Origin of the sequence: Heyndrickxia sporothermodurans (genome assembly GCF_003055045.1) — a bacterium.
In the GTDB taxonomy this organism is placed as follows: domain Bacteria; phylum Bacillota; class Bacilli; order Bacillales; family Bacillaceae_C; genus Heyndrickxia; species Heyndrickxia sporothermodurans.
In genome coordinates, this window is the sequence record NZ_NAZB01000011.1 from 145674 (window position 1) to 171528 (window position 25855).

Sequence of the window (25855 nt, forward strand, 5' to 3'; positions counted from 1 at the left end):
CTTACTTACTATTACGAAACATTTCAAATTCACCCTTAAACACTAACTCATTTCCAACAAAACTATCAACATTAACGATTGTACGATCCTTTTCATTATGTATATCACAAACCTTCGCTTTTGCAACCACACGTTCACCTTGCTTTACTGAACGAGTAAAATGAATATTAGCTTTTGCCGTTAATGCTAGCTCATCATTAATTACAGCAACCGCTAATGAATTTGCTTGCGCAAAAAGATGATGTCCTCTAGCAATTGAATTCCGTTTAAAGACATGTTCCTTTTTTACTTCAAAAATCGAAATTGCGCTTTTATCAAGGTCAATATCAATAATTTCACCAATTACCTCATCAATTGGCAGTGATTTTACTTCATCATCAAATCTTTTCTCAGCGACATTTTTTATTCTTTCCCTTAATTCCGGAATCGATAATTCTAATCGATCTAAACGAATGGTTTGCACGCTGACTTTAAATTGTTCTGCAAGCTCTTCATCAGTAATAAATGGATTGTTATTTATCGTATCCTGTAATCGTTGTTGCCGCTCTTTTTTAATCATTTTCATAAAAATTCATCACCATTCACGATATTAGGACTTGGTACTAATAGTAGTATATAAAAAGAAAAAGCAGAATGCAAGAATGGACTTCTATTCTGCTTTCACCTTTTTAATCAAGTTTTTCACCATCCATAACACCGGATTCCTCTAAATACTTTCGCAAATAATGATACTTTTGATCGTGCCAAAAATCTTTTTGGTTAATAAGTTGTGCCGCATCGTTTCTAGCTACTTCTAAAGCTCGATAATCATGTACCATATCAGCTACTTTAAATTCAGGCAATCCACTTTGCTTTTTTCCAAAAAAATCACCTGGTCCACGCAATTCCAAATCTTTTTCGCTCAAAACAAATCCATCATTTGTTTCAGTCATAATTTTCATTCTTTCTTTCCCAACATCTGTTTTCGGATTGGCAAGTAAAAAACAGTACGATTGATCCTGTCCTCTTCCAACGCGGCCCCGGAGTTGGTGCAATTGGGATAGTCCAAATCTTTCAGCATCATAAATGACCATAATCGTTGCATTAGGAACATTCACTCCAACTTCGACAACAGTAGTGGAAACTAAAATTTGTATGTCATTGTCACTAAATCCTTTCATCACATTTTCTTTTTCTGCGGGGTGCAGGCGTCCATGCATAAGACCGACTTTAAATTTATCGTAATAATAATCTGTAAGCATTTGATATACATCAATCGCATTTTGTAAATCTAATTTTTCCGATTCCTCGATTATAGGACAAATGATATAGGCTTGTCTCCCTTTTATCAATTCTTTTTCAACAAAACGTAAAACCTTTTCAAGCATTTCATTTTTCGCCCAGTAAGTTTCAATCCTTTTTCTTCCCGCAGGCATTTCATCAATAACCGACACATCCATTTCACCAAAGGCTGTGATAGCAAGTGTTCTCGGTATAGGGGTTGCTGTCATGAATAGTACATCGGGAGTTACACCTTTTTCTCTTAACACTCGTCGCTGTTCTACACCAAATCGATGTTGCTCATCTGTTATAACTAAACCTAATTTATTGAAATGAACATCATCCTGAATAAGTGCGTGTGTTCCAACTAAAACATGAATTTCACCTTTTCGGAGTCGTTCCAGCAAACCTTCACGTTTTTTCCCCTTTATCGAACTAGTTAGAAGTTCTATATTTAAGCCTGCTTGACCTAACATATTCTGAAGCGATACTGCATGTTGTTCTGCTAAAATTTCCGTTGGAACCATAAGGGCACCTTGGAATCCTGCTGTCCAACTGGCAAAAAGGGCAACTGCGGCAACGACTGTTTTACCCGAACCTACATCTCCTTGAAGCAAACGGTTCATACGATAGGGAGATTTGAGATCAGCACAAATTTCATTAATTACTCGTTTTTGCGCATTTGTTAATGGGAAAGGTAATAAATCAAAAAAAGCACGAAGTTTATTTAAGTCATAATGTTGGCTGATTCCCCCTGAATGTTCCCTTTCAAATTTTCTAAGAGCTTGCATTTTTAATTGAAAAAATAAAAATTCTTCATAAACAAAACGACGTCTTGCCTGCTTGACATCCTCTTGAGTAATAGGAAAATGCATCATTTTCATTGCATCTCTTCTAGGGAGTAATTTGTATTTTTTAATTAAATCTTCAGGAAGATTTTCATTAATTTGATTGCCGTATGATTGAAATGCCAATCTAATAAACTTCCGTAAAGATTTGACTGTAAGCGAACCTCTCACCGTATAAACCGGTTCAAAATCTGCGTTTTTTTGGTATGGTCCTATTTTTAGTTCCTGAGCTGTAATGGTTCCACGATGACGATCCCATTTACCCGAAATCGTAATCGTATCTGAAATAGAAATTTTCTTTTTTAAATACGGTTGATTAAAAAAGAACACTTTTATGAGATTTTTACCTACTAATAAGTGAATAGTTAATCGAGAACGTTTACGATTATAAAAGACAAGAGAAGGTTCACTTTGAACCTTCCCTTCAACCGTTACTTTCTCATCGTGTTCAACTTCTTGCAAATCCCGCAAACGGTAATCGTCAAAACGATAAGGGAAATGTTCCAATAAATCAAGAACAGTAAAAATACCCATCGATGCTAACTGGCTTTCCGTCTCTTCACCAATACCTTTAATAATTGATACTGAATTTTCTAGCGCATTATTCACGTTCATTTAACGGCATCCCAAATATTTTAGCTTCTAGTCTGCGACCAGTAGGTGTAGCCGCAAGACCGCCCTGTGCAGTTTCTTTTAGTGAAGTCGGCATACTCTGACCAATTTTGAACATCGCATCAATAACCTCATCACAAGGTATACGGCTAGTAATTCCCGCTAATGCCATATCTGCTGCCACCATTGCATTCGCAGCGCCCATTGCATTTCTTTTTACACATGGCACTTCAACTAATCCTGCAACTGGATCACAAACGAGACCAAGCATATTTTTCAAAGTAATTGCCATTGCCTCTGCACATTGCGACGGTGAACCGCCAGCCATTTCAACAATTGCTGCCGCCGCCATCCCAGCTGCAGATCCAACTTCCGCTTGGCATCCACCAGCAGCTCCGGAAATGGACGCATTATTAGCTACGACAAAACCAAATGCACCTGATGTAAACAAAAAGTGAACCATTTGCTCTCTTGTTGGATGAAGTTTATTTTTCACCGCAAACAATGTTCCTGGCACAACTCCGGCAGAACCAGCCGTAGGAGTAGCACAAATAGTCCCCATTGCCGCGTTTACTTCATTTGTAGCGACAGCCTTGCTTACTGCATCTAATATCGTTTCCCCAGATAAAAAATTTCCTTTTTCGATATATTTCTTCATTAAAACGGCGTCTCCACCTGTTAAACCAGAGTGAGAAGTAACGCCATTAAGTCCACGTTCTACTGCATCTTCCATCACTTTTAAACTTCTATCCATTTGATTAAAAATCTCTTCTTTTGATCTACCGGTTACTTCCATCTCTTGTTCAATCATTATGTCGGAGATTTTTTTATTCTGAGCTTCAGCTAACTCAACCAATTCTGCAACATTTCGAAACATGTAAAAACCTCCTTGCATTAAGCATTCGTAAGCGCTACCAAAATTTCACTATTTATAAGTATTATCCACCATTTTATACAATTAATCTACAACTCTCGCAACTTGTGTAATATTTGGCAGTTCTTGAATTTCTTTTAAAATAAATTCTTCGATATTATGGTCAACTTCAATGACCATTAACGCCATCTGTCCAACATCCTTACGTGACACTTCCATATGACCGATATTAATTTCATATTTTGATAAAATATTTGAAACGGCTGCTATTACTCCATAACGATCGTTATGAACAACAAGAATCGCGGGATGATGTCCGGTTAATTTCAGTTTAAAACCGTTAAGCTCTGTTATTTCAATTTTGCCCCCACCAATAGATATTCCGACTAATTCCATTTCTCCGTTTGCATCGCCAATAACCATTTTCGCGGTATTTGGATGTTCCGGAATCGCAGTTTCAGCAATAAAATCAATTTCCATGCCTTGTTCTTTCGCTAGATCAATGGAGTGAATGATTCGTTCATCAAAAGTATCAAAATCTAATAAACCACCAATTATCGCTACGTCGGTGCCATGACCTTTATAAGTTTCAGCAAAGGAACCGTAAAAATGAATTTTAGCCCATTGCGGGGGTCTCCCAAAAAGCGTGCGTGCAACTCTACCAATCCTAGCAGCTCCCGCTGTATGTGAGCTCGATGGACCTATCATAACCGGGCCAATAATATCAAAAACACTTTTATATTTCATTATTGTCACTCCCCTCGGGTAACGTTATATAGTATATGTTTATTTTATAAAAGGAAATAGAAGGGTTGCCCCTTCTATTTATTATATAGTCAAATGAACGTTTGGTAAATTTCTTTTTACTAGCACTATTCAATTGAAAAAATAAAGGAATAAAGTGGCTGTTCCCCATTATGAATTTCGACTTCAATATCCTCATAATTTTGATTAATATATGATACCACTTCATCTACATCATTCGTTGAAACATCTTTCCCATATATTAAAGTGACGATTTCATCATCTTCCTCTAACATATTGGAAAGCAGTGAGGTTGTCGCTGTCACCAAGTTTTTATTCGTCCCAACAATCTTCCCGTCAGCTATTCCCATATAGTCGTCTTTGGAAATTGTAATCCCATCAATTGTTGTATCTCGCACTGCATACGTAATTTGACCCGTTTTCACATGTTGCAAGGCCTCATTCATACCGTTTTTATTCTCATCTAATGTAAGTGATGGATTAAACGCCAATAATGCTGCCATACCTTGTGGAACCGTTTTCGAAGGGATGACAATAATTTCTTGGGAAGCCACCTGTGCAGCTTGTTCAGCAGCCATAATAATATTTTTGTTATTCGGAAGAATAATGATTTTCTCCGCATTTACATCATCGATCGCTTTTAAAATATCCTCTGTACTTGGGTTCATTGTTTGCCCACCCTCAATAATTGCATTTGCACCAATACTTTTAAAGAGGTTACCAATTCCACTTCCCATCGAAACAGCAATAATTCCATATTCTTGTTTTTCAACCTGTTGTTCAGAAGATAAAGTATTATGCATCTCATCGATGATTGTACTATGCTGCTGGCGCATATTTTCAATTTTCATATTGATCAACTGACCATATTGTTGAGCATAAGTTAATACTTCACCAGGTTGCTCCGAATGAATATGAACTTTTACAATTTCATCGTCAGAAATGACTAATAATGAATCACCATAATGACTTAGATCATTTCTAAATTCATGTTCAGAGAATGGATGGGCAGCAAGCTTGTCTTTTGCAAACTTAACCCTAAATTCTGTGCAATAGCCAAATTTTATATCTTCTGTATTCATAAAGCTTTGGACACTTTTATGGTGTTCTGCATTAACCATTTCGTTCATTGATATAGGTGGATTTGATGTAGTTGATAATGTTTCACCTTTTAATTCAGCAAGAAAACCTTCATAGACAAATACGAGTCCTTGTCCTCCACTATCTACAACACCAACTTCTTTTAGAACAGGGAGTAGCTCCGGTGTGCGTTTCAAAGATTTTTTTGCTTCCTGAACCACTGCTTCCATTACCTTAACGAGATCTGTTTCATTTTTTGCTATTTCAACGCCTTTTTTTGCGGCATCTTTAGCAACTGTTAAGATTGTCCCTTCAACAGGTTTCATTACTGCTTTATACGCAGTTTCTACTCCTGCTTCAAGTGCCGAAGCAAATTCTTTTGCCGAAATTTCTTTCTTATTTTCAATTGCTTTTCCGAGACCACGAAACAATTGGGAAAGAATAACTCCAGAATTCCCTCTAGCTCCCATCAACAATCCTTTCGAAAGGGCTGAAGCCACCATACCAATATGCTCTTGAACATTTTTTTGAACTTCTTTTGCCCCTGAAGTCATTGATAGGTTCATGTTAGTCCCAGTATCACCGTCCGGCACCGGAAAAACGTTAAGCGCATCAACAACATTTGCATTATTTGATAAATGATTCGCTCCCATGATTACCATCTCTGCGAAACGTTTTCCATCCAAGGATGTAATTGCCACGAATCTTTTCCTCCTTATTACGGGTTTGTCACCCTGACTCCTTGAACATAAATATTAATAGAGTCTGCTGATAAACCAACTGTCTTATCTAGTGTGTATTTTACTTTTGATTGTACATTATGTGCAATTTCTGAAATTTTTGTTCCATAGCTAACTATTATATACATATCAATATGTACTTCATCATTTTCTTGACGTACAATGACACCACGAGAGAAGTTTTCTTTACGCAAGATGTCAGTGATTCCATCTTTTATTTGATTTTTTGATGCCATCCCTACTATGCCATAGCAATCAATAGCTGCGCCTCCTGCGATCGTTGCAACAACGTCATTTGAAATATCTATTTGACCGAAATTCGTTCTCATTTCAATGGACATTTGTCTTTCCCCCTTACCGTATAAGTAAATACAATCAAGCTATAGTCATTTTACTATAATATATAATTATAGAAAAGTACAATGAAAAATGGATGTACAGTCGCCTTTCGCTTTTATTTGTCCAGCTACGGCTTTCTAGCCTCCGCTTTTCTAAGCGTCAAGTATTTTTTCTTGAAAGTGTTGTGCTGAAGTATTGCATTATTATAGGTTGTATGATAAATTATTAAAGTATCTTTTTATGATGAATATTGAAGTGATGAAACATATGATATTTCTACTTCAGGGTAAGGAGGGAATTAATATGCCAAAAAAATGTGTTATTACTGGACGCAAAACTCGTTCCGGCAATTCTCGTTCTCACGCAATGAACGCTAACAAACGTACATGGGGTGCAAATCTTCAAAAAGTTCGTATCCTTGTAGATGGTAAACCTAAGCGTGTTTGGGTTTCTACAAGAGCATTAAAATCAGGAAAAGTTGAACGCGTTTAATTAATAAACGTTACCTGATATAGCCCAAAAAAAAAAATGCCTTTTCGGCATTTTTTTTGTTTTAAGTGTTTATCATAAACTATCCTTTTTTAAACGTTCCTAGCATTGCTCGGACAATACCACCTAAAAATTTAGGCAATTTAATTGTATAAAACTTCATAAATGTCCCTCCCCATCTATCTGACAACCGAATGTCACTTACAAATTACTAATCACCAATTTTTATTCCAACCTAAAAATCAGTTTAAGTAATTACCCGACTACACGGGTTCACACTATAGTATTCAATACAAATAAAAATGAATCACCTGATAATTTATGATTACGTGATTTAATCATGACTTCTTATCATCATTAATATGCCTGAAGTAAAAGAAAAATGACCTGTTTCTTGAATAAGTTCATTACTAATACATAATGACGAGCCCATGAAAGTTTGCTTATTCGTTAGTGGATATTTAAAACCACGTAATGTAATATCATTCACTTTCTCACTAAGAGGGACAAATGAAATATATTTTTTATCGCTTCTATTTTCAATCGTATACTCTCCGGGTGAAAAGACGGACACGCTATTTTGTTTATCAATAATTTCTATATTCCATCGAATACATTCCGGACGAGCTAAAAGCATTGTATTTGCAAAAAAGTGATCCGCTCTCCCCCCAGTTGCACCAAAAATCCTAATCTTTAACGGCTTTTGTTTTATAGCCCAAAGTAACGCAAGTTCTAAATCCGTCTCATTTTTTTCAGGTTTAAACCTTTTTATTTCATTTGTCACTTGATCTATTTTTCTCAATTGGGATTCCGTTACTGAATCAAAATCACCAAAAGCAATCGAAGGTATTATTTTTTGATTAAATAAATGAATAACTCCATAATCTACCCCAACCCATTCAATATCCGGTAAATTAAACGATGATAATGGAGGAACTAGCTCTTCTGGTCCTCCCGCCATAATATGTATTATTTTTTGCATGTTTAAGAATCTCCTTTCCTAGCATATAAAAATGAATAAAGTCAGCTAGTGGTAGCTGACTCAAAGTTTATCCTAATTGATCTTTTATTTCATTAATAGCTGCTGTACGATCTTTTTGTTGAAAGATGGCTGATCCGGCAACAAGTACGTTAGCGCCGGCATCATAACAAAGTTTGGCGGTATCACGATTAACCCCACCATCAACTTCAATTTCAATCGCGAGTCCTTTTGTATTAACCATTTCCTTCACTTGCTTAATTTTTGGAATAACAGAATGAATGAAGCTTTGCCCACCAAAACCAGGGTTAACGGTCATTAGTAACACCATTTCAATGTCCTCTAAAACATGTTGAATGGTCTCCACTGGTGTTGCAGGGTTTATAACTACTCCTGCTTTGACACCAAATGAGTGGATTAACTGGAGTGTTCGGTGCAAATGTTTGCATGCTTCAACATGAACCGTGATAATGTCCGCACCTGCTTTGGCAAATGCTTCAATATATTGATCCGGATTTTCAATCATCAAATGCACGTCTAAAGGCAATTTTGTTACCGGTCTTATCGCTTCCACAACTAACGGACCCATCGTTATATTGGGAACAAAATGGCCATCCATCACATCAATATGGATGTAGTCAGCCCCTCCCCTTTCAACATCTTGTATTTCTTCGGCCAATTTCGAAAAATTTGCAGCTAAAATGGATGGTGCAATTTTTACCATAATTTAATACCTCGGCTTTCTCTCTCTAATTTCCTGTAAAAACTGTAAATAATGATGATAGCGATAATCAGCAATTTCATTATTTTCGAGTGCATTTTTAATTGCACATTTCGGTTCGTTTACGTGGAGACACCCTCTAAATTTGCATTCACTACTTCTTTGAGCCATTTCAGGAAAACAATTCGATAGATTTTCCGCTTCTAATTCATCAAATTCTAAAGCACTAAATCCCGGTGTATCTGCGACTAGACCAGAATTATTAATTTCAATTAATTCCACATGTCTTGTTGTATGTTTACCCCGGCCAAGATGAGAGGAAATATGACTTGTTTTTAATGCTAACTCGGGATTAATCGCATTTAGTAGTGATGATTTTCCTACGCCTGATTGTCCTGCAAACACACTTATTTTCCCATCCAAATATGGAAGCAGTTCATTAATCCCCTCTTTTGTTTTAGAAGACGAAAGAATAATTTGATAGCCTATTTTTTCATAATCATTTACAAAATTCATAAGATGTGTTTTTTCTTCATCTGTTAAAAGATCTAATTTCGTCAAACAAATAATTGGATTAATGTCATTTGATTCTATTATTACTAAAAATCGATCTAATAAAGTTGAACTGAAATCCGGTTCTTTCGCAGAAAATATGAGAATAGCTTGGTCTACATTAGCAATTGGTGGGCGGATTAGTTCATTTATTCTTTCTTTAACTTCCATTATATAACCCTCTCGATTATTTTCTGCCTGGTAAACAACCGTATCCCCTACTAGAGGAGTAATTTTATTTTTGCGAAAAACTCCTCGACCTCTACATTGAATTATTTGATCCTGATCTAATACATAGTAAAAACCACTTAATGCCTTAATTATTTTCCCTTCAGGCATAGCATCGACTCCTTTAATACTATTCTTTTGGGTATGAAACGGTATCCTCAAGTATAACTTTATTATCTCGCATAACTTTATACTTCGCTTTTTTTCCTTCTTCAATGGTAAATTCAAGATTTCTTTTCACAGTTTCGGTGATTGTAAACGTTTCAATCGGTTCGTTTATATTATGATTCATATCTTCAATAAAGATTTGGACATGTTGAGGCTTCGGTTCCTCTTTATTTTCCCCATCATCATCTTCTTCATTTGTTTGCTCATATGGTATCTCAATTTCTCTTTCTACCATTTTCGGCGGCTGTTCCTTTGGACCTTTCGATATAACCACTTTCACTTTATCCCCTTTTACTAGCTCGGTTCCAGGTTCGGGCGATTGTGAAATGACTAAGCCCTCCTTAACAGTATCTGAATATTCCTCTTTGGACATATCAATAATTAGTCCAGTATATTCCTCGTAATCTCTTAAACCTTTTTCATTATACTCTGTTAAGTCTTTTACTTTAATTTTTTCCGGTCCTTTGCTCACTGTAAATGTGAGAATCGTATCACTCGGAATGATTTCTTCGTTGGACGGTGGATCTTGATCGATTATTGTGCCAGCAGCGCTATCATCGTATACATCATTCCTAATATAATCCTTAAATCCTTGCTCCTTCAGCATATCTATTACATCTTCATATTGTCGTCCGGTATAATCGGACATGGTGAATTTTTTCTTCCCGTTACTAATATAAAGATCAATCTCTGCTCCTTCTTTTACCGCTTTTCCCGCTTTAGGATTTGTTTTTATAACTTTCCCTTCAGGTACATCCTCACTTGGTGTTTCATATTTTTTGCCGATTTTTAATTTCAATTCCATGATTTTTTGTATCGCATCATTTACATTTTCTTCCGAAACATCGGGAACTTTAACCTCTTTCGGCCCAGTAATTGTCGGTAAAAGAATAATACTTATTGCAGTCAATAAGACGATTAAAAAAAGAATCGTTCCAACAACCCATGGCCATTTTTTTCTTTTCTTTTTTTGCTTTTTATTTTTTTTCTTTTTCCCATTACTTTTCGAATCATTATCTGCATGATTGTCTTGAGGATCACTTTTAGTATGAACCATCGTTTGATCTTGATTTTCATTATTTGTCATCGCATGGATATTTGTAATAATTGGGATTGCTTTTGTTGCTTCATGATCCTCCGGAATAACAAACTTTGGTTCATTAATTCGATTAGGATCCAATGCAGTTCGAATACTTTCACCCATTTCATCTACCGTTTCAAATCGCTGAAAAGGGTCTTTTGAGGTTGCTTTTAATACAATGTTTTCAACACTTTGTGGTATATCAGGATTCCATCTTTTTAAAGACGGTGTTTCTGTTTGTAAATGTTTAAGTGCAATTGATACAGCTGATTCACCGGAAAAAGGAAGTCTGCCGGTTAACAGTTCGAACATAACGATCCCTAATGAATATATATCCGATTTTCTTGTAGCCATGCCACCGCGCGCTTGCTCCGGTGATAAGTAATGCACTGAACCAAGGACTGAGTTTGTCTGAGTAATGGAAGTTGCACTTAATGCCATTGCAATCCCAAAATCGGTTATTTTTACAATACCATCGTGATCAATTAATATATTTTGCGGTTTAATATCCCGATGAATAATTTGATGTTCATGCGCATGTGAAATAGCTGAAACTAATTGCTGCATAATATCTAACGCTTTTTCTACCGATATCGGATGATATTGTTGTATATATTGCTTTAATGTCATGCCATCAACATATTCCATTACTATATAATAAATATCATCCTCCTCACCTACATCATAAATATTTACGATATTAGGATGATTTAAGCTTGTTGCTGATTGTGCTTCTCGTTGAAAGCGATGTATAAATTCTTGTTCATTTGCAAAATCTAATCGTAATATTTTTATAGCAACATCCCGATCTAGAATAATGTCTCTGGCTAAATACACATTAGCCATACCGCCTCCGCCAATCATGCTGATAATTTTATAGCGGTCACTTATTCTTTTTCCAATTATCATTCATTACACCCGCTTTCAACATCAGTAGCAACATTAATAAGGATAAGTGTAATGTTATCTTCACCGCCATTATCATTGGCTAAATCAATAAATGCTTGAGCTTTCTCTTCAATTGAATTCTCATTCTCCAAAATTTCTTTCATTTGCAATTCGCTCATTTTGTCCGAAAGACCATCTGAGCAAAGAAGCAAATAATCACCTTCCTCAATGATGATTGTTTTAATATCGGCTTCTATTTTCTCTTCAGTACCTAAAGCCTTTAAGACCACATTCTTTCTAGGATGATGTTCGGCATCTTCTTTTGTGATTATCCCCGTTTTAACTAATTCATTCACTAACGAATGATCTTCTGTTATTTGTTTGAAACCATTTTCATTGAATATATAACAACGGCTATCACCAATATTTACAATTGTCGCAAAATCATTTGTACAAATTGCAGCTACTAGTGTGGTTCCCATTCCTTCACATGCGCTATTTCCTCTTGAGTGAACCAAAATTTCTTGATTAATTATGTCCACTCTATCAGAAAACCATTTTTCAGCAGATTCAGCAGTATTGATTCCTGAGGACTTTTCCCATTCGTTATAAAAAAAGTCTACCGTCATCTTACTTGCGACATCACCGGCATTATGGCCGCCCATTCCATCCGCTACAATTGCAAGGCGATCACCTGTTGAATTAACAAAAAATCCCCCATTATCTTCATTGCGTTGACGAATTTTCCCCTTGTCTGTTCGAAAAACAGCCCTCATATAGAAGGTCACCTCGTTTCTTTATAAAAAACCTATACATTGGTCCTATCTAGCAATATTTATCGATTTTAAAAAGGATTACTTGGTTACTTTTACGACTTTATTCATCAATTTTCCTGCTTTTTATTTTGCCATAAGTATAGTTCTTTTTTACTGCTACTTAATGATGTTTATTTGTCCGTGTCTCTCTTTTTAAAACATGCGATAAAAAAACCGTCGCCCCCAAAATCTTGGGGAAATATTTGTACTTTATTTTCTTCTACAAATGGAGTAATTGCTTCCGTCAACTGCAAATGATATGCCTCAAATTCCGATGATGTGAGCAAGAACTGATTGACAGTACCTTCATTTTCTATCTTATCGACAGTACAAGTACTATAGATAAGTAGTCCCCCGGGTTTTACTAATTGTGCAGCCTGCCGGAGTATTGCTTGTTGTATTGATTGTAAAGAAGTTATATCTTCTAATGATTTGCTATATTTAATATCAGGTTTTTTCCGTAAAACACCTAATCCCGAGCAAGGTGCATCTACTAATACACGGTCAAAACTATTTTTTGGAAAATGTTCGGTCACTTTACGACTATCCAATACTTTTGTTTCTATATTATTTAATCCAAGTCTTTTAGCATTTTCATCAATTAGTTTAATTTTATGTTGATGTAAATCTAGAGCAACCACTTTCCCGGTTCCATTTAACTTTTCAGCTATATGTGTTGTTTTTCCACCCGGCGCAGCACAACAATCTAAAATGAATTGATCATTTTTAATATTCATCGCATTAGCTACTAACATAGAGCTTTCATCCTGAACGGTAATTAATCCTTCTGCAAAGGCTTTAGAGTGTGCTAGATTTCCTTTTAACGAGCGGATACCTTCGTGTATGATGGGACTTGGCGTAACTTCATATCCTTCATTTTCCAACATATCGATTACCATTTCCCTAGTCGTTACCATTGTATTTACACGTGCAGTTTGTGTTGGTGCATTTAGATTCGCCTCACACATTTCCTTTGTTTTCTTTATACCGAACTGTTCTGACCATCTACGAACCATCCATTCTGGATGACTAGTTTCAATTGCAATTCTTTCGATTGGGTCATTAATTTCGTCTAATGAAGGGACACCATTTCTTTGAATCGCCCGCAAAACCCCATTAACCATACCGGCTATTCCACGATGACCTCTTTTTTTGGCGATTTCGACTGCTTCAAATATAATCGCTCGATCCGGAATTTTATCTAAATATACCATTTGATATAAAGATAGTCTTAATAATATTTGAACCCATTTTTCTATTTTTTTATTTATAAATGGTTTTAAATAATAATCTAGGGTGAATTTTCTCTGTAATGTACCATATGTAATTTCGGTTAATAACCCTATGTCCGGTCCTTTAATATGATTTCTTTCAATTACGTGATTTAGAAGTAAATTACTATATGCTTGATTTTTCTCGACTGCCTCAAGTATTTCTAATGCCGATTCTCGGACATTCAGTTTTTTATTTCCCATATTATTCTCCTAATATGGTGCCGATTGATAGTTGCGAACCAGCGCCATTTAAAAATTGTGCTGCAGTCATTTTTTTCTTACCGGATGGTTGTAATTCTTTAATTTTAATTCCTGTTGAGTTTCCTGTTGCAACGATGAAACCATCTTTCATTCGTTGAACAATCATTCCCGGTGCTTTTTGTTCTGTTAAAGGAATCTTTTCACTCTCCCACACCTTTATTACATTGCCATCAAGCGTTGTATAAGCTACAGGCCATGGATTTAATCCGCGGATATGATTGTATATTTCTTCACCGGATTTAGTCCAATCGATCTTTTCCTGTTCTCTTTTTATATTTGACGCAAAGGTAGCTAATTCATTATTTTGAGGAATAGGTTTAATTTCCCCATTAATTAATTTAGGAATTGTTTCAGATAATAGTTCCGCTCCCGCTTCACTTAACTTATTAAAGAGTGTTCCCACATTATCAGAATCAGAGATTGGCACCTCTACCTGACTAATAATATCACCCGCATCTAGTTTTTCTACCATATACATAATAGTTATTCCGGTTTTCTTTTTTCCCTGAATAATTGCATAATGAACAGGGGCTCCCCCGCGAAGTTCCGGAAGTAGTGATGCATGCACATTAATACATCCGTATTTTGGAGCATCCAGTAATTCCTTTGGTAAAATTTGTCCAAATGCCGCTGTTACTATTAAATCTGGTTTCATTTCGATAATGTTTTGTAATTCTGTAGAATTGCGAATTTTCTCCGGCTGCAAAACAGGAATTTGATGTTTTTCCGCTTCCACTTTAACAGGAGGAGGAGTTAAAGTTTTTTTCCTGCCTACCGGGCGATCGGGTTGTGTAACTACTGCTATTACTTCATACCCATCATTTATTAATCTTTTTAAAACAGGAACCGAAAAATCCGGAGTTCCCATGAATACAACTTTATTCATTCTTCCTCATACCCTTCTAATTCTTCTTCATCAATATATTTGAGTACTTTCGTCGTAAATAATACGCCGTGAAGATGATCAATTTCATGTTGAATAGCACGAGCTAGATAATCTTCAGCCTCTATATAAAATGTACGCCCTTTTACATCCTGGGCTTGGACTTTAACATAAAAGGGACGTGAAACTGTACCATATAATCCCGGGAAACTTAAACATCCTTCGACATCTGTTTGTTCACCGCTTTTTTCGATAATTACTGGATTTATTAAATTAAGTCTGCCAGTATCATCACCGATATCAACCACTGCAATTTGTTGATCAATACCAATTTGTGGAGCTGCTAAACCAACTCCATCAGCAGATAGCATTGTTTCATACATGTCATTTAGCAGTACTTTTAATTTTTTATCAAATTGTGTAACCGGCTCACATTCTTTTTCTAATATGTCGGCCGGATGTTTTACGATTGTGAGAATTGCCAAGATCTTTCCTCTTTTCTTTACATCATTATATAAGGATTGACATCTATGCTGATTGTTAGTCCTTCAGATGTGATTTGTTGTTGGTAATGCTCTAGTAAATAGCGGAGATGTTTATTTAATTCTGGTTCTCGTTTGTATTTTAGCAAACATTGATAGCGATATCTATTTTTAATCCTAGGAATAGGTGAAGTGGTAGGTCCTAGAATGATCGTATCGTTTGATAATTTTGCTTGTAAGTATTTTGTTATTTTTTCAGTAATGGATACGACTTTCATTAAATCCTCATGAATAACTGTAATTAATGTTATAAAGTAAAAAGGTGGATAGGAACCTAGTTTTCTCATCATCATTTCCCTATTATAAAATTGGTCATAGTCCTGGGCTCCCGCCAATTCAATGCTATAATGTTCCGGTGTATACGTTTGAATGACAACTTCCCCCGCCAACTGGTGCCTTCCCGCTCTTCCACTTACCTGTGTTAATAACTGAAATGTTTTTTCAGAGGAACGGAAATCTGGTAAGTGCAACATCGTATCAGCACTTAATACCCCTACAAGCGTAATATTAGGAAAATCCAATCCTTTTGCAATCATTTGAGTTCCTAATAATATGTCAGCTTTACCATCTTGAAACTGTTGAAGTAACCTTTCGTGCGAGCCTTTTCTACTAGTAGTATCCACATCCATTCGAATCACTCTAGCTTCGGGAAGTAATTTATTGAGTTCTTCTTCAACCTTCTGTGTCCCTGTTCCAAAATATCGAATATGTTCACTTAAACATTCAGGACATTGAGTAGGAACAATGGATTCATACCCACAATAATGGCACTTCATTTGATTGGAATAACGATGAAAAGTTAGGGAAATATCACAATGTGGACATTGAAGAACATAGCCGCAGTCTCGACACATAACAAAGGAAGAATGCCCCCTACGATTTAAAAAAAGGACCGTCTGTTGGTTCTTATTTATTCGATCCTGAAGTTTTTCAAAAAGTTCCCGGGAAAACATTGACCGATTTCCTTCCCGTAATTCTTCCCTCATATCAACAATGGAAACGGAAGGTAGAGCCTGATTATTCATTCTTTTTTTCATGGAAAGCAGTGTATAAATCCCTTTTTGTGATCGTGCAAAAGACTCTAGCGATGGTGTCGCACTTCCCAAAATGACTGGACATTGATGTAATTCTCCCCGATAAATCGCCACATCCCTTGCGTGGTATCGTGGATTTTCCTCTTGTTTATAACTATTTTCATGTTCTTCATCAATAATAATAATCCCTATATTTTCAAATGGGGCAAATATTGCCGATCTTGCTCCAACAACTACTTTTGCTTCTTTTCTTTGTATTTTTCGCCATTCATCATATTTTTCTCCGATAGATAATCCACTATGAAGTACTGCTACATCATTTCCAAAACGGCTTTTAAATCGTTCAACCATTTGGGGAGTCAAAGCAATTTCCGGAACTAAAACAATGGCTTCTTTTCCTTTATTGATTACTTTTTGAATAGATTGTAAGTAAATTTCTGTTTTTCCACTTCCGGTAACCCCATTTAAGAGAAAAGTTTCATGATAATTTTCTTCAATCGATTTGATGATTGGGGTAATTACTTTCTGTTGTTCCATTGTTAATTGAAAAGGAGTTGTTTTTTGGAATTGTCGATGTTCATAAGGATCACGATATTCTTCTTTATTTTCTTCCTTTAAATAACCTTTGTTTATTAATGATCGAATCGTCGCTGTGGTTGAATTTGTATCTTCTAATACCTTTTTAACTGGAATAGATTTGGTCGTAGTTAGAAAATATTCTAGTACCAATTTTTGTTTTAAAGCATTCGGAGATAAATTCTTTAAGGCAGTAAGCAATTCATCATTCGATAATAAACTTGTAATCATTCGGACAGTTTTTTTATTCGCTTTATTCTTTACTAAATACTTAATTTCGACCGTTCCATTTTTAATTTGCTCTTGCAGTACAGGTAAACTATTATTATTCTTCGCAACATCCCATCTTAGCTCATCTTTATTTCCAAACAATTCATCCAAAAATGGATTCGTTCCTCCATCTAATCGATGAAACACTTTTTCATACTTTGCCTTCATTGCGGCAGGAAGCATAGCTTGGTAGGCTGATATTTTTAAACATAAAACTTTTTCAGATAGCCATTTACCCAAGTTTAATAATTCTTCATTTAATACCGGTGATATATCTAAAGGTTCATGAATATATTTTAATTTTTCCACATCACTATGGTCCTTTTGTTCAAGTACAAAGCCTTGAATCATTCGAGGACCAAATGGAACAGACACCCTCATTCCCGGCCGAATAAAATTTATCCATTTTTCCGGTACTAGATAATCAAATAATTTATCAGTATTCATTGTAGGAACATCTACAATTACACTAACTATTTGCATTATTCTTCTCCTCTTTTTAGTTCACGGGAAATTTCTCGAAGAATTTCTTGCGCTGTTTCATTTTTACTTAAAAGCGGTAACTCTTTTTTCGTTCTATCCTTTTTATAAATCGTTACAATATTTGTGTCACCGCCGAATCCTGCACCTTGTTTACTTACATCATTGGCGACAATGATATCCGCATTTTTTCTTTCTAGCTTCCCCCAAGCATTTTCGTCAACATTTTCGGTTTCAGCCGCAAATCCTACTAAAAATGGCTTGTCCTTTTTTTGGCCCAATTCTTTTAATATATCCTTCGTTCTCTCTAATTCAAAAACTAAGTTCCCATCTTTTTTCTTCATTTTTTGCTCGAATACTTGTTTCGGTTTGTAATCAGCCACTGCCGCACTTTTAATGACTACGTCCGCTTCATTATAATGGCTCATTACTGCTTCATACATATCCTCGGCACTGGTAATTTGAATATGTTTAACCCCGTGTGGAACGTTTAGACCTTCAACTCCGGAAACAAGTATGACGTTAGCCCCTAATTTTACCGCCTCTTCGGCAATGGCAAATCCCATTTTCCCAGATGAGCGATTGGTAAAATAGCGGACAGGGTCAATTTTTTCTTTAGTAGGACCTGCCGTTACTAAAATCGTTTTCCCTGTCAACTCAGTAGAGTGTGAATTAAAATGCTCCGAGATTAACGATACTATTTTTTCCGGCTCTTCTAACCTTCCTTTGCCTACGTAACCGCACGCTAAATGGCCTTCACTCGGTTCAACAAATTCATAGCCGAAACCTGCCAATATTTGTATATTTCGCTTTACGGCCGGGTGATCATACATATGTACATTCATTGCAGGAGCAATCCAAACTGGTGATGTAGTAGCAAGTAAAGTCGTCGAAATCATATCGTCAGCAATACCGTTCGCTAATTTTCCAATTATATTAGCAGTTGCCGGTGCAACTAAAACAAGGTCCGCCCAATCTGCTAAATCGATATGTGCTATAACTGCCGAATTTTTCTCATCAAATGTATTAGTATATACATCATTCCGAGATAATACTTGAAATGTCAGGGGTGTCACGAATTCACAGGCAGATGTACTCATAATAACCTTCACATTTGCACCTGCCTGGGTTAATTTACTTGTTAATGCCGCTGCTTTATATACCGCAATTCCGCCTGTTACACATAATAAAATATTTTTTCCGATCATGAAAAATCCCCCATTTTATGAGTGTTTATTTTTATTATGAATGATTTTGAACTAGGTTAAAAGAAAAAACAACCCAAACAGGTTGTTTTTCCACTTTTATGAAAAATCTTTATTATTATCTGTTTTTACGACTAATGTTTTCGCATAAATTTCTTCTAATGCCTTGCCGACATACTTTTGCGATTCAAAATGATCTAATGTCTCTTTACCATCTTCCTGAAGGTGACGAGCACGCTTTGCCGCTACCGAAACAAGAGAATATTTCGAATCAATTATTTTCAACAATTTATCAATAGATGGGTATAACATTTTATTCAACCTCCAGCATTTTTATATATCTTGGGGCAACTCGCTCTGTACGGCAGTGTTCTGCTTGAACAATGGCGTTTATACGTTCACATGCAGCCTCAACTTGATCATTTTCGACGACATAATCATATAATCGCATAAGCTCGATTTCTTTTCTCGCTTCTTTCATGCGATTATTAATTAAATCATCGGATTCGGTTCCTCTTGTCGTAATCCGTGTTTGTAATTCTGAAAGGCTTGGTGGGGCAAGAAAAATAAACAGTCCATCAGGAAATTTCTCCCTTACTTGTTTAGCACCTTGAACTTCAATTTCTAAAAATACATCTTTACCCGAATCCAATGTTTCTTTTACATAATCAATTGGAGTACCGTAATAATTGCCAACATATTCTGCATACTCCAAAAGCTTATCTTGTTTAATTAAAGCTTCAAACTCTTCCTTTGACTTAAAAAAATAATCAACCCCATCGACTTCACCTTCTCTTGGTTTCCGTGTCGTCATAGAGATAGAATATTCAAACTTCGTTCCACCTTTAGAGAAAATCGCTTTCCTAACAGTTCCTTTTCCAACACCAGATGGTCCCGAAAGAACAATTAATAACCCTTTTTCCTTCATTCAAGAATCCTACCCTTCTTCACCATTATCGTCCTTATTTCCTAGACGATGTGCAACTGTCTCAGGCTGAACAGCAGATAAAATAACATGATTATTATCCATTATAATGACAGCCCTTGTACGCCTTCCGTAAGTTGCATCAATTAAGCTTCCGCGATCTCTTGCATCTTGAACTAGTCGCTTAATTGGAGCAGATTCCGGACTTACAATTGAAATAATCCTATTTGCCGAAACAATATTCCCAAATCCGATGTTTATTAGCTTTATAGACATCATTATCCCCCAAACAACTAATAGTCTATTTTACACCTTAAATCATGTAAATAATCATGATTATTCAATATTTTGTACTTGCTCCCTTATTTTTTCTAGTATCGTTTTCATATCAACAACATAAGATGAAATTTTCGAATGATTTGCTTTTGAACCAATCGTGTTTACTTCCCGGTTCATCTCTTGAATCATAAAGTCAAGCTTTCTTCCAATTGGTTCTTGAAGTAATATTGTATCTTTAAATTGGGCTACATGACTTTCTAACCTTGTAATTTCTTCGTTAATATCTGCTTTTTCGGCAAATATGCCTATTTCGGTCATCAATCTTGCTTCATCAATTATACCATCCGAAAGGTCATTCATACGTTTTTGTAATTTAGTTTGATATTGCTCGACGACTAATGGTGCTAGTTCTTTTATATACAAAATGCGTTGACTAAAGTGTTTTATTTGATCAGATAAATCTTGAAACAGTTCTTTCCCTTCAACTTCCCTCATCGCTTTAAGATTTTGAACTGCTTCTTCAACAGCCTCAAGGACAAGCTGATATATTTCTTCATTCTCATCTTCTTTTTCAACAATTTCTAGAAAATCTTCATTCATTAATATATCCCGCAGTTGAATATCGTCGGGGAAATTATATTTCTGTTTTAACGTGTTTATAAACTGATAATAATCATCAAGTAGATTCCAGTCAATATGTAAACTTTTATGGGTAAGTCCATCACCATCTAACGTAACAAACACTTCTACTCGTCCGCGATTAATGAATTTATTTATTACTTTTTTAATTTTATCATCAATTTTCATTAATTGTCTCGGCATCCGTATATTTATTTCACTAAAGCGGTGATTTACTGATTTAATTTCAACAAATACACCAAATCGCGTAGAATCCTTTTTGCTGCTGCCATATCCAGTCATGCTAAACATTAACATTCTCACATCCCTTATACTAACTGGTATTTATCATTTATGTATATAGTATAGCGGATTTCAAAAAATAGAAAGGTAATAGAGAGTTTCTCTATTACCTTTGGCATTATATCATAATTTACTCTTTTTTTCTTACAAAAAGTGAACCTGCTAGTAAAAAAGTTGGAACTGAGCTTAATCCAACGATTAGTAACCAGTCTTTCGGTATAATCGGTAGCGTATGGAAAATTTGTTGTAACGATGGTACATAAATGACGATTAACATGAGTAGGATCGAAGAAATAACCGCCCAAACTAAGTACATATTGCCAAATGGATTTCGATTAAATACTGATTTTTCACTTCTACAATCAAAAACGTGGATAAGTTGAGTTAATACTAAAGTCGCAAATGCAACGGTTTGAGCATATTCTAGTTGATCCGGATTTTTACGATAAATCGTTAAAAAGGCAAGCAAAGTGACCAATCCTATGAGAAAACCTCTGGATACAACTTTCCAGCCAAGTTTCCTTGCAAATATTCCCTCTTTCGGATGACGTGGTTTTCGTTTCATCACATCATCTTCAGGTTTGTCTAATCCAAGTGCCATAGCAGGTAACCCATCTGTGACAAGATTCACCCATAAAATTTGGATTGGTACGAGTGGCAAAGGAAGTGACATTAACATCGCAAATAACATAACCAAAATTTCACCAACGTTGGATGCTAGTAAATACCGAACAAATTTTCGAATATTTTCGTAAATATTACGACCTTCTTTAATCGCCGCTTTTATCGTGGCGAAATTATCGTCTAATAATATTAAGGATGAAGCTTCTTTTGCAACATCTGTACCCGTAATCCCCATGGCAATGCCAATATCAGCGGATTTAATTGCCGGTGCATCATTAACGCCATCACCTGTCATTGCAACAATATGACCATGATTTTGAAAAGCTTTAACAATTTTTAATTTATGCTCTGGAGAAACCCTTGCAAAAACAGATACTTCCTCTACAACATTTTCTAATTCATCAACGGACATTTCATTTAATGCTGAACCCTCGATTACTTTCGACTTTCCCTTTAAAATACCTAGCTGTTTCGCAATTGCTTTAGCTGTAATAGCGTGGTCTCCAGTAATCATTACCGTTTTAATACCGGCCTCATGACATTCTTTAATCGCTTGTTTCACCTCTGGGCGCGGTGGATCGATCATCCCCTGTACCCCAACAAAAGTTAACCCTTTTTCAGCTTCTGATTCATGCATTATGTTTGTATATTCTTGTAATGGCTTAAATGCAACCGCAATTGTCCTTAATGCCTTCGAAGCTAAATTTTCAATAGAAGATTGTATTCCTCTTTGTAATTCTAGTGATAAGGATTGCATTTTCCCGTCCCACAATACTGATTCACTTAAACCAATTAAAACATCCGGCGCACCTTTAGTAATAACAAACCTTTTTCCATTTTTATCTTTCACGACGACACTCATCATTTTTCTCGTTGAATCGAACGGAAATTCCTTCTCGATTGTAAATTGTTTAAGAATTGATTCCCTCGTCATTCCCGCTTTCATAGCAGAAACAAGCAATGCTCCTTCAGTAGGATCCCCATCGATGATAAATTCATCATCCTTCATTTGGATTTCGGCATGATTACAAAGTAAACCGAAAGTTAGAAGTTGATATAGACTTTTTTCTTTATGCGGAACAATTTCTTCCTTATCCTTATAAAAATTCCCTTTAGGATGATAGCCTGTACCTGATACAGTCCACGTATTTCCACCACTCCACAAATGGGTAACCGTCATCTTATTTTGGGTCATCGTCCCTGTTTTATCGGAACAGATAACCGATGCACATCCTAATGTCTCAACAGCCGGAAGTTTTCGGACAATCGCGTTGTTACGAATCATCCGTTGTACTCCAAGTGACAAAGCAACGGTAACAATTGCCGGCAGACCTTCAGGAATGGCAGCAACAGCTAGTGAAACACCTGCTAAAAACATCGTATACAGATCATGTCCATGAACAACACCTGCTATAACAACTAGCAATGTTAATAGAAGTGCTACAGTAATTAGTATTTTTCCAAGTTGCTCTAACCTTCGTTGCAACGGTGTCATCATTGTTTCGGCATTTTGAATCATATCAGCAATTTTCCCCATCGCAGTATTCATCCCAATGCCGGTGACAATTCCAACTCCATTGCCTCTCGTTACCATCGTCCCCATAAATGCCATATTAGTTAAGTCCCCTAAACTGGCATTTTTCTCCGTGATCGGGTCAATTGTTTTTACAGCTGGCACTGATTCACCTGTTAATGCAGACTCTTCAATTTCTAAATTAGCCGTATGAACTAATCGAACATCCGCTCCAATTCGATCCCCGCTTGAAAATTTCAGAATATCTCCAACGACTACTTCTTTTGATGGAATTTTACTCCACTCACCATTACGTAGTACCACCACTTGTGGCGCAGATAACTCTCTTAATGCATTTAATGATTTTTCTGCTTTTCTTTCTTGAAAGAATCCTAAACAACCATTAATCAACACAATCATAATAATCGCAATTGCATCGATATATTCTCCTAGTAAACCGGAAATTAACGTAGCTGCAAGGAGAACCAATACCATAAAATCTTTAAATTGACTAATAAAAAGCATGAGTGCAGATTGCTTTTCCCCTTCTTGCAACTCGTTCCACCCAAACTGTTTTCGCTTTTTTTCGACTTCACTATCTGATAATCCTTGATCGATGTTTGAATTTAATACCTTTTCAACATCTTTTTCCTTCATTTCATGGAACATCATTCACAATACACTCTCCCCTTACCGAAACCGTAGTTGTCCACCTAATATCAAGTTATTCAGCCCTGTCCCAAAAAATGATATAATGATTAGAAATATTGTAGTAAGGGAATGTGAATTATGTCTTTTGACGGCTTATTAACTAGGGCAATGACAAAAGAACTTGCCGAAATACTTGTTGGAGGAAGGATAAATAAAATCCACCAGCCATACCAAAATGAAATAATTATCGTTATTCGTGCAAACGGAAAAAATCATAAACTACTCATCTCTGCACATCCAAGCTATGCAAGGATCCAATTAACGAACGAACAACATGAAAATCCACAAGATCCTTCCATGTTTTGTATGCTCTTACGTAAACATCTTGAAGGATATTTTATCGAAAATATTTATCAAGCGGGTCTTGATCGCGTGATGATCTTTGAAATTAAAGGTCGTAATGAAATCGGTGACATCTCTTATAAGCAGTTATTCGTGGAAATCATGGGCCGTCATAGTAATGTCATCTTGGTAGATAAAGAAAAAAACATGATCATAGATAGCATTAAACATGTGCCATCATTCATCAATAGTTACCGTACTATTCTTCCAGGTCAAGAATATGTTTTCCCGCCGAAACAGGATAAAACAAATCCTCTTCATTTGACAGAGGATGAGATCGTACGAAAACTTGATTTTAATAGCGGTAAAATGGATAAGCAATTGGTTGAAAATTTTTCAGGACTTTCACCACTTCTAGCAAAAGAAATTGTTCACCGTGCAGGGTTAGTCAATCGTACAACGATTCCAAAAGCAATGATGGACGTCATGAAAGACATATCTACTTACAATAATTGTCCAACAATCATTCAAACAGCCAACAAAGAGGCCTTCTATTTCATACCAATTACTTATTTAAATGGTGAAACTAAATCCTATCGTACAATCAGTGAAATGCTTGATCGATTTTATTTTGGTAAGGCAGAAAGGGATCGTGTTAAACAACAAGGTCATGATTTAGAAAGATTTATTAAAAATGAAAGAGAAAAAAATGAGACGAAAATAGAAAAATTAAAAGCGACATTATTGGAAGCAGAAAATGCAGATCGTTATCAATTATTTGGTGAATTATTAACAGCAAATCTACATTTAGTTAAAAGAGGCATGTCTGAAATAGAAGTGATAAATTACTATGATGAAAATGCTAGAATGGTAAAAATACTTTTGGATCCTAGAAAAACTCCGTCAGGAAATGCACAAAGTTATTTTTCAAAGTATCAAAAGGCAAAAACTGCTCTTGTTATCGTACAAGAACAAATCGAAAAAGCTCGGGAAGAAATGAAATATTTCGATAGCTTATTGCAGCAAATGGAATCCGCATCACCAAAGGATATTGAAGAAATACGAATGGAGCTAGCGGAAGAAGGGTATATTCGTCTTAAACAAATACGTGGAAATAAAGCAAAGGTACAAAAAATAACCCTTGAGACCTATACTGCTTCAGATGGAACAGAAATTTTAGTGGGGAAAAACAATAAACAAAACGATTATTTAACAAATAAAGTGGCAGGTAAGGACGACGTTTGGTTGCATACAAAAGATATTCCCGGTTCACATGTAGTCATTCGCAGTAAAAATCCAAGTACTGAAACGATTGTAGAAGCTGCAAATCTAGCTGCCTATTATAGTAAAGCAAAAGATTCCTCCTCTGTTCCTGTTGATTATACGAAGGTAAGATATGTAAAAAAACCGAACGGGGCAAAACCTGGTTTTGTCATTTACGAACAACAGCAAACTATATATGTAACACCTGATGCGGACAAAGTGTTAGAAATGAAAAAATAATTTATGGTTAAACTCTAACCATTATTTAATGTGTACCATTTATAAAACATTTTTAAAAGATGATCTCTAAATTTGAACAGAGATCATCTTTATTCATTCATCGCTATTTTGTTAAACCGTGTTAGTTTTTCAT

24 protein-coding genes are annotated in these 25855 nt (G+C 35.8%); 2 read left to right on the plus strand and 22 right to left on the minus strand.

Annotated elements, in window-relative coordinates; translation table 11 throughout:
- Position 1: 1 nt before the first annotated feature.
- The 6 genes from fapR to B5V89_RS04590 form a co-directional block, all read right to left on the minus strand.
- Positions 2 to 565 (minus strand): transcription factor FapR, encoded by a 564-nt coding sequence (gene fapR, locus B5V89_RS04565; RefSeq protein WP_066230226.1) that lies wholly within the window; start codon positions 563 to 565, stop codon positions 2 to 4.
- Between the two features lie 103 nt (positions 566 to 668).
- On the minus strand, positions 669 to 2723 hold the full coding sequence (gene recG, locus B5V89_RS04570; protein WP_181294606.1) for an ATP-dependent DNA helicase RecG: 2055 nt from the start codon (positions 2721 to 2723) through the stop codon (positions 669 to 671).
- The gene (gene sdaAA, locus B5V89_RS04575) at positions 2710 to 3597 is read right to left on the minus strand and encodes an L-serine ammonia-lyase, iron-sulfur-dependent, subunit alpha (RefSeq protein ID WP_066230224.1); all 888 of its coding nucleotides are present in this window, start codon (positions 3595 to 3597) and stop codon (positions 2710 to 2712) included. Before sdaAA ends, recG begins: the two co-directional genes overlap by 14 nt.
- An 81-nt stretch (positions 3598 to 3678) precedes the next feature.
- Positions 3679 to 4341 carry an L-serine ammonia-lyase, iron-sulfur-dependent subunit beta gene (gene sdaAB / locus B5V89_RS04580; protein ID WP_066230221.1) on the minus strand — a complete coding sequence of 221 codons (663 nt, stop codon included), beginning with the start codon at positions 4339 to 4341 and terminating at the stop codon, positions 3679 to 3681.
- 125 nt (positions 4342 to 4466) lie between these two features.
- On the minus strand, positions 4467 to 6140 hold the full coding sequence (locus B5V89_RS04585; protein ID WP_108070659.1) for a DAK2 domain-containing protein: 1674 nt from the start codon (positions 6138 to 6140) through the stop codon (positions 4467 to 4469).
- A 17-nt stretch (positions 6141 to 6157) separates the two neighbouring features.
- On the minus strand, positions 6158 to 6520 hold the full coding sequence (locus B5V89_RS04590) for an Asp23/Gls24 family envelope stress response protein (protein WP_066230215.1): 363 nt from the start codon (positions 6518 to 6520) through the stop codon (positions 6158 to 6160).
- A 301-nt stretch (positions 6521 to 6821) separates the two neighbouring features.
- On the opposite strand from B5V89_RS04590, the gene rpmB reads away from it, so the two are divergent.
- On the plus strand, positions 6822 to 7010 hold the full coding sequence (gene rpmB / locus B5V89_RS04595) for a 50S ribosomal protein L28 (RefSeq protein ID WP_066230212.1): 189 nt from the start codon (positions 6822 to 6824) through the stop codon (positions 7008 to 7010).
- A gap of 79 nt (positions 7011 to 7089) precedes the next feature.
- Here rpmB and spoVM read toward each other — a convergent pair whose 3' ends face one another.
- The 16 genes from spoVM to B5V89_RS04675 form a co-directional block, all read right to left on the minus strand.
- A complete protein-coding gene (gene spoVM / locus B5V89_RS04600; RefSeq protein WP_017551496.1) occupies positions 7090 to 7170 on the minus strand; it encodes a stage V sporulation protein SpoVM in 81 nt (26 codons plus the stop codon).
- A gap of 171 nt (positions 7171 to 7341) precedes the next feature.
- Positions 7342 to 7989 (minus strand): thiamine diphosphokinase, encoded by a 648-nt coding sequence (locus tag B5V89_RS04605; protein WP_107920600.1) that lies wholly within the window; start codon positions 7987 to 7989, stop codon positions 7342 to 7344.
- 67 nt (positions 7990 to 8056) lie between these two features.
- Positions 8057 to 8710 (minus strand): ribulose-phosphate 3-epimerase, encoded by a 654-nt coding sequence (gene rpe / locus B5V89_RS04610; protein WP_107920599.1) that lies wholly within the window; start codon positions 8708 to 8710, stop codon positions 8057 to 8059.
- 3 nt (positions 8711 to 8713) lie between these two features.
- On the minus strand, positions 8714 to 9598 hold the full coding sequence (gene rsgA / locus B5V89_RS04615; RefSeq protein ID WP_107920598.1) for a ribosome small subunit-dependent GTPase A: 885 nt from the start codon (positions 9596 to 9598) through the stop codon (positions 8714 to 8716).
- Between the two features lie 19 nt (positions 9599 to 9617).
- Positions 9618 to 11645 (minus strand): Stk1 family PASTA domain-containing Ser/Thr kinase, encoded by a 2028-nt coding sequence (gene pknB / locus B5V89_RS04620; RefSeq protein ID WP_108070661.1) that lies wholly within the window; start codon positions 11643 to 11645, stop codon positions 9618 to 9620.
- Positions 11642 to 12400: a Stp1/IreP family PP2C-type Ser/Thr phosphatase gene (locus B5V89_RS04625; RefSeq protein ID WP_108070663.1), complete on the minus strand. Its 759-nt coding sequence runs from the start codon at positions 12398 to 12400 to the stop codon at positions 11642 to 11644. Before B5V89_RS04625 ends, pknB begins: the two co-directional genes overlap by 4 nt.
- Before the next feature lie 170 nt (positions 12401 to 12570).
- Positions 12571 to 13914, minus strand: coding sequence for a 16S rRNA (cytosine(967)-C(5))-methyltransferase RsmB (gene rsmB / locus B5V89_RS04630; protein WP_108070665.1), 1344 nt, complete (start codon positions 13912 to 13914; stop codon positions 12571 to 12573).
- Between the two features lies 1 nt (position 13915).
- On the minus strand, positions 13916 to 14860 hold the full coding sequence (gene fmt, locus B5V89_RS04635; protein ID WP_108070667.1) for a methionyl-tRNA formyltransferase: 945 nt from the start codon (positions 14858 to 14860) through the stop codon (positions 13916 to 13918).
- Positions 14857 to 15336: a peptide deformylase gene (gene def, locus B5V89_RS04640; RefSeq protein WP_425319818.1), complete on the minus strand. Its 480-nt coding sequence runs from the start codon at positions 15334 to 15336 to the stop codon at positions 14857 to 14859. The genes fmt and def overlap by 4 nt, the downstream gene beginning before the upstream one ends.
- Positions 15337 to 15359: 23 nt before the next feature.
- Positions 15360 to 17762, minus strand: a complete 2403-nt coding sequence (gene priA, locus B5V89_RS04645; RefSeq protein ID WP_108070671.1) for a primosomal protein N' — start codon at positions 17760 to 17762, stop codon at positions 15360 to 15362.
- Positions 17762 to 18967, minus strand: a complete 1206-nt coding sequence (gene coaBC, locus B5V89_RS04650; protein WP_108070673.1) for a bifunctional phosphopantothenoylcysteine decarboxylase/phosphopantothenate--cysteine ligase CoaBC — start codon at positions 18965 to 18967, stop codon at positions 17762 to 17764. Before coaBC ends, priA begins: the two co-directional genes overlap by 1 nt.
- 96 nt (positions 18968 to 19063) lie before the next feature.
- Positions 19064 to 19276 (minus strand): DNA-directed RNA polymerase subunit omega, encoded by a 213-nt coding sequence (gene rpoZ / locus B5V89_RS04655; RefSeq protein ID WP_066230181.1) that lies wholly within the window; start codon positions 19274 to 19276, stop codon positions 19064 to 19066.
- A gap of 1 nt (position 19277) precedes the next feature.
- A complete protein-coding gene (gmk, locus tag B5V89_RS04660; protein ID WP_066230178.1) occupies positions 19278 to 19892 on the minus strand; it encodes a guanylate kinase in 615 nt (204 codons plus the stop codon).
- A gap of 9 nt (positions 19893 to 19901) precedes the next feature.
- Positions 19902 to 20165 (minus strand): extracellular matrix/biofilm regulator RemA, encoded by a 264-nt coding sequence (gene remA, locus B5V89_RS04665; RefSeq protein WP_066230175.1) that lies wholly within the window; start codon positions 20163 to 20165, stop codon positions 19902 to 19904.
- Positions 20166 to 20225: 60 nt separating this feature from the next.
- Positions 20226 to 21104: a YicC/YloC family endoribonuclease gene (locus B5V89_RS04670; protein WP_066230173.1), complete on the minus strand. Its 879-nt coding sequence runs from the start codon at positions 21102 to 21104 to the stop codon at positions 20226 to 20228.
- A gap of 115 nt (positions 21105 to 21219) precedes the next feature.
- Positions 21220 to 23898 (minus strand): calcium-translocating P-type ATPase, SERCA-type, encoded by a 2679-nt coding sequence (locus B5V89_RS04675; RefSeq protein WP_066230170.1) that lies wholly within the window; start codon positions 23896 to 23898, stop codon positions 21220 to 21222.
- A gap of 117 nt (positions 23899 to 24015) precedes the next feature.
- Here B5V89_RS04675 and B5V89_RS04680 point away from each other — a divergent pair, with 117 nt between their 5' ends.
- Positions 24016 to 25722 carry an Rqc2 family fibronectin-binding protein gene (locus tag B5V89_RS04680; RefSeq protein WP_108070675.1) on the plus strand — a complete coding sequence of 569 codons (1707 nt, stop codon included), beginning with the start codon at positions 24016 to 24018 and terminating at the stop codon, positions 25720 to 25722.
- Positions 25723 to 25855 lie beyond the last annotated feature (133 nt).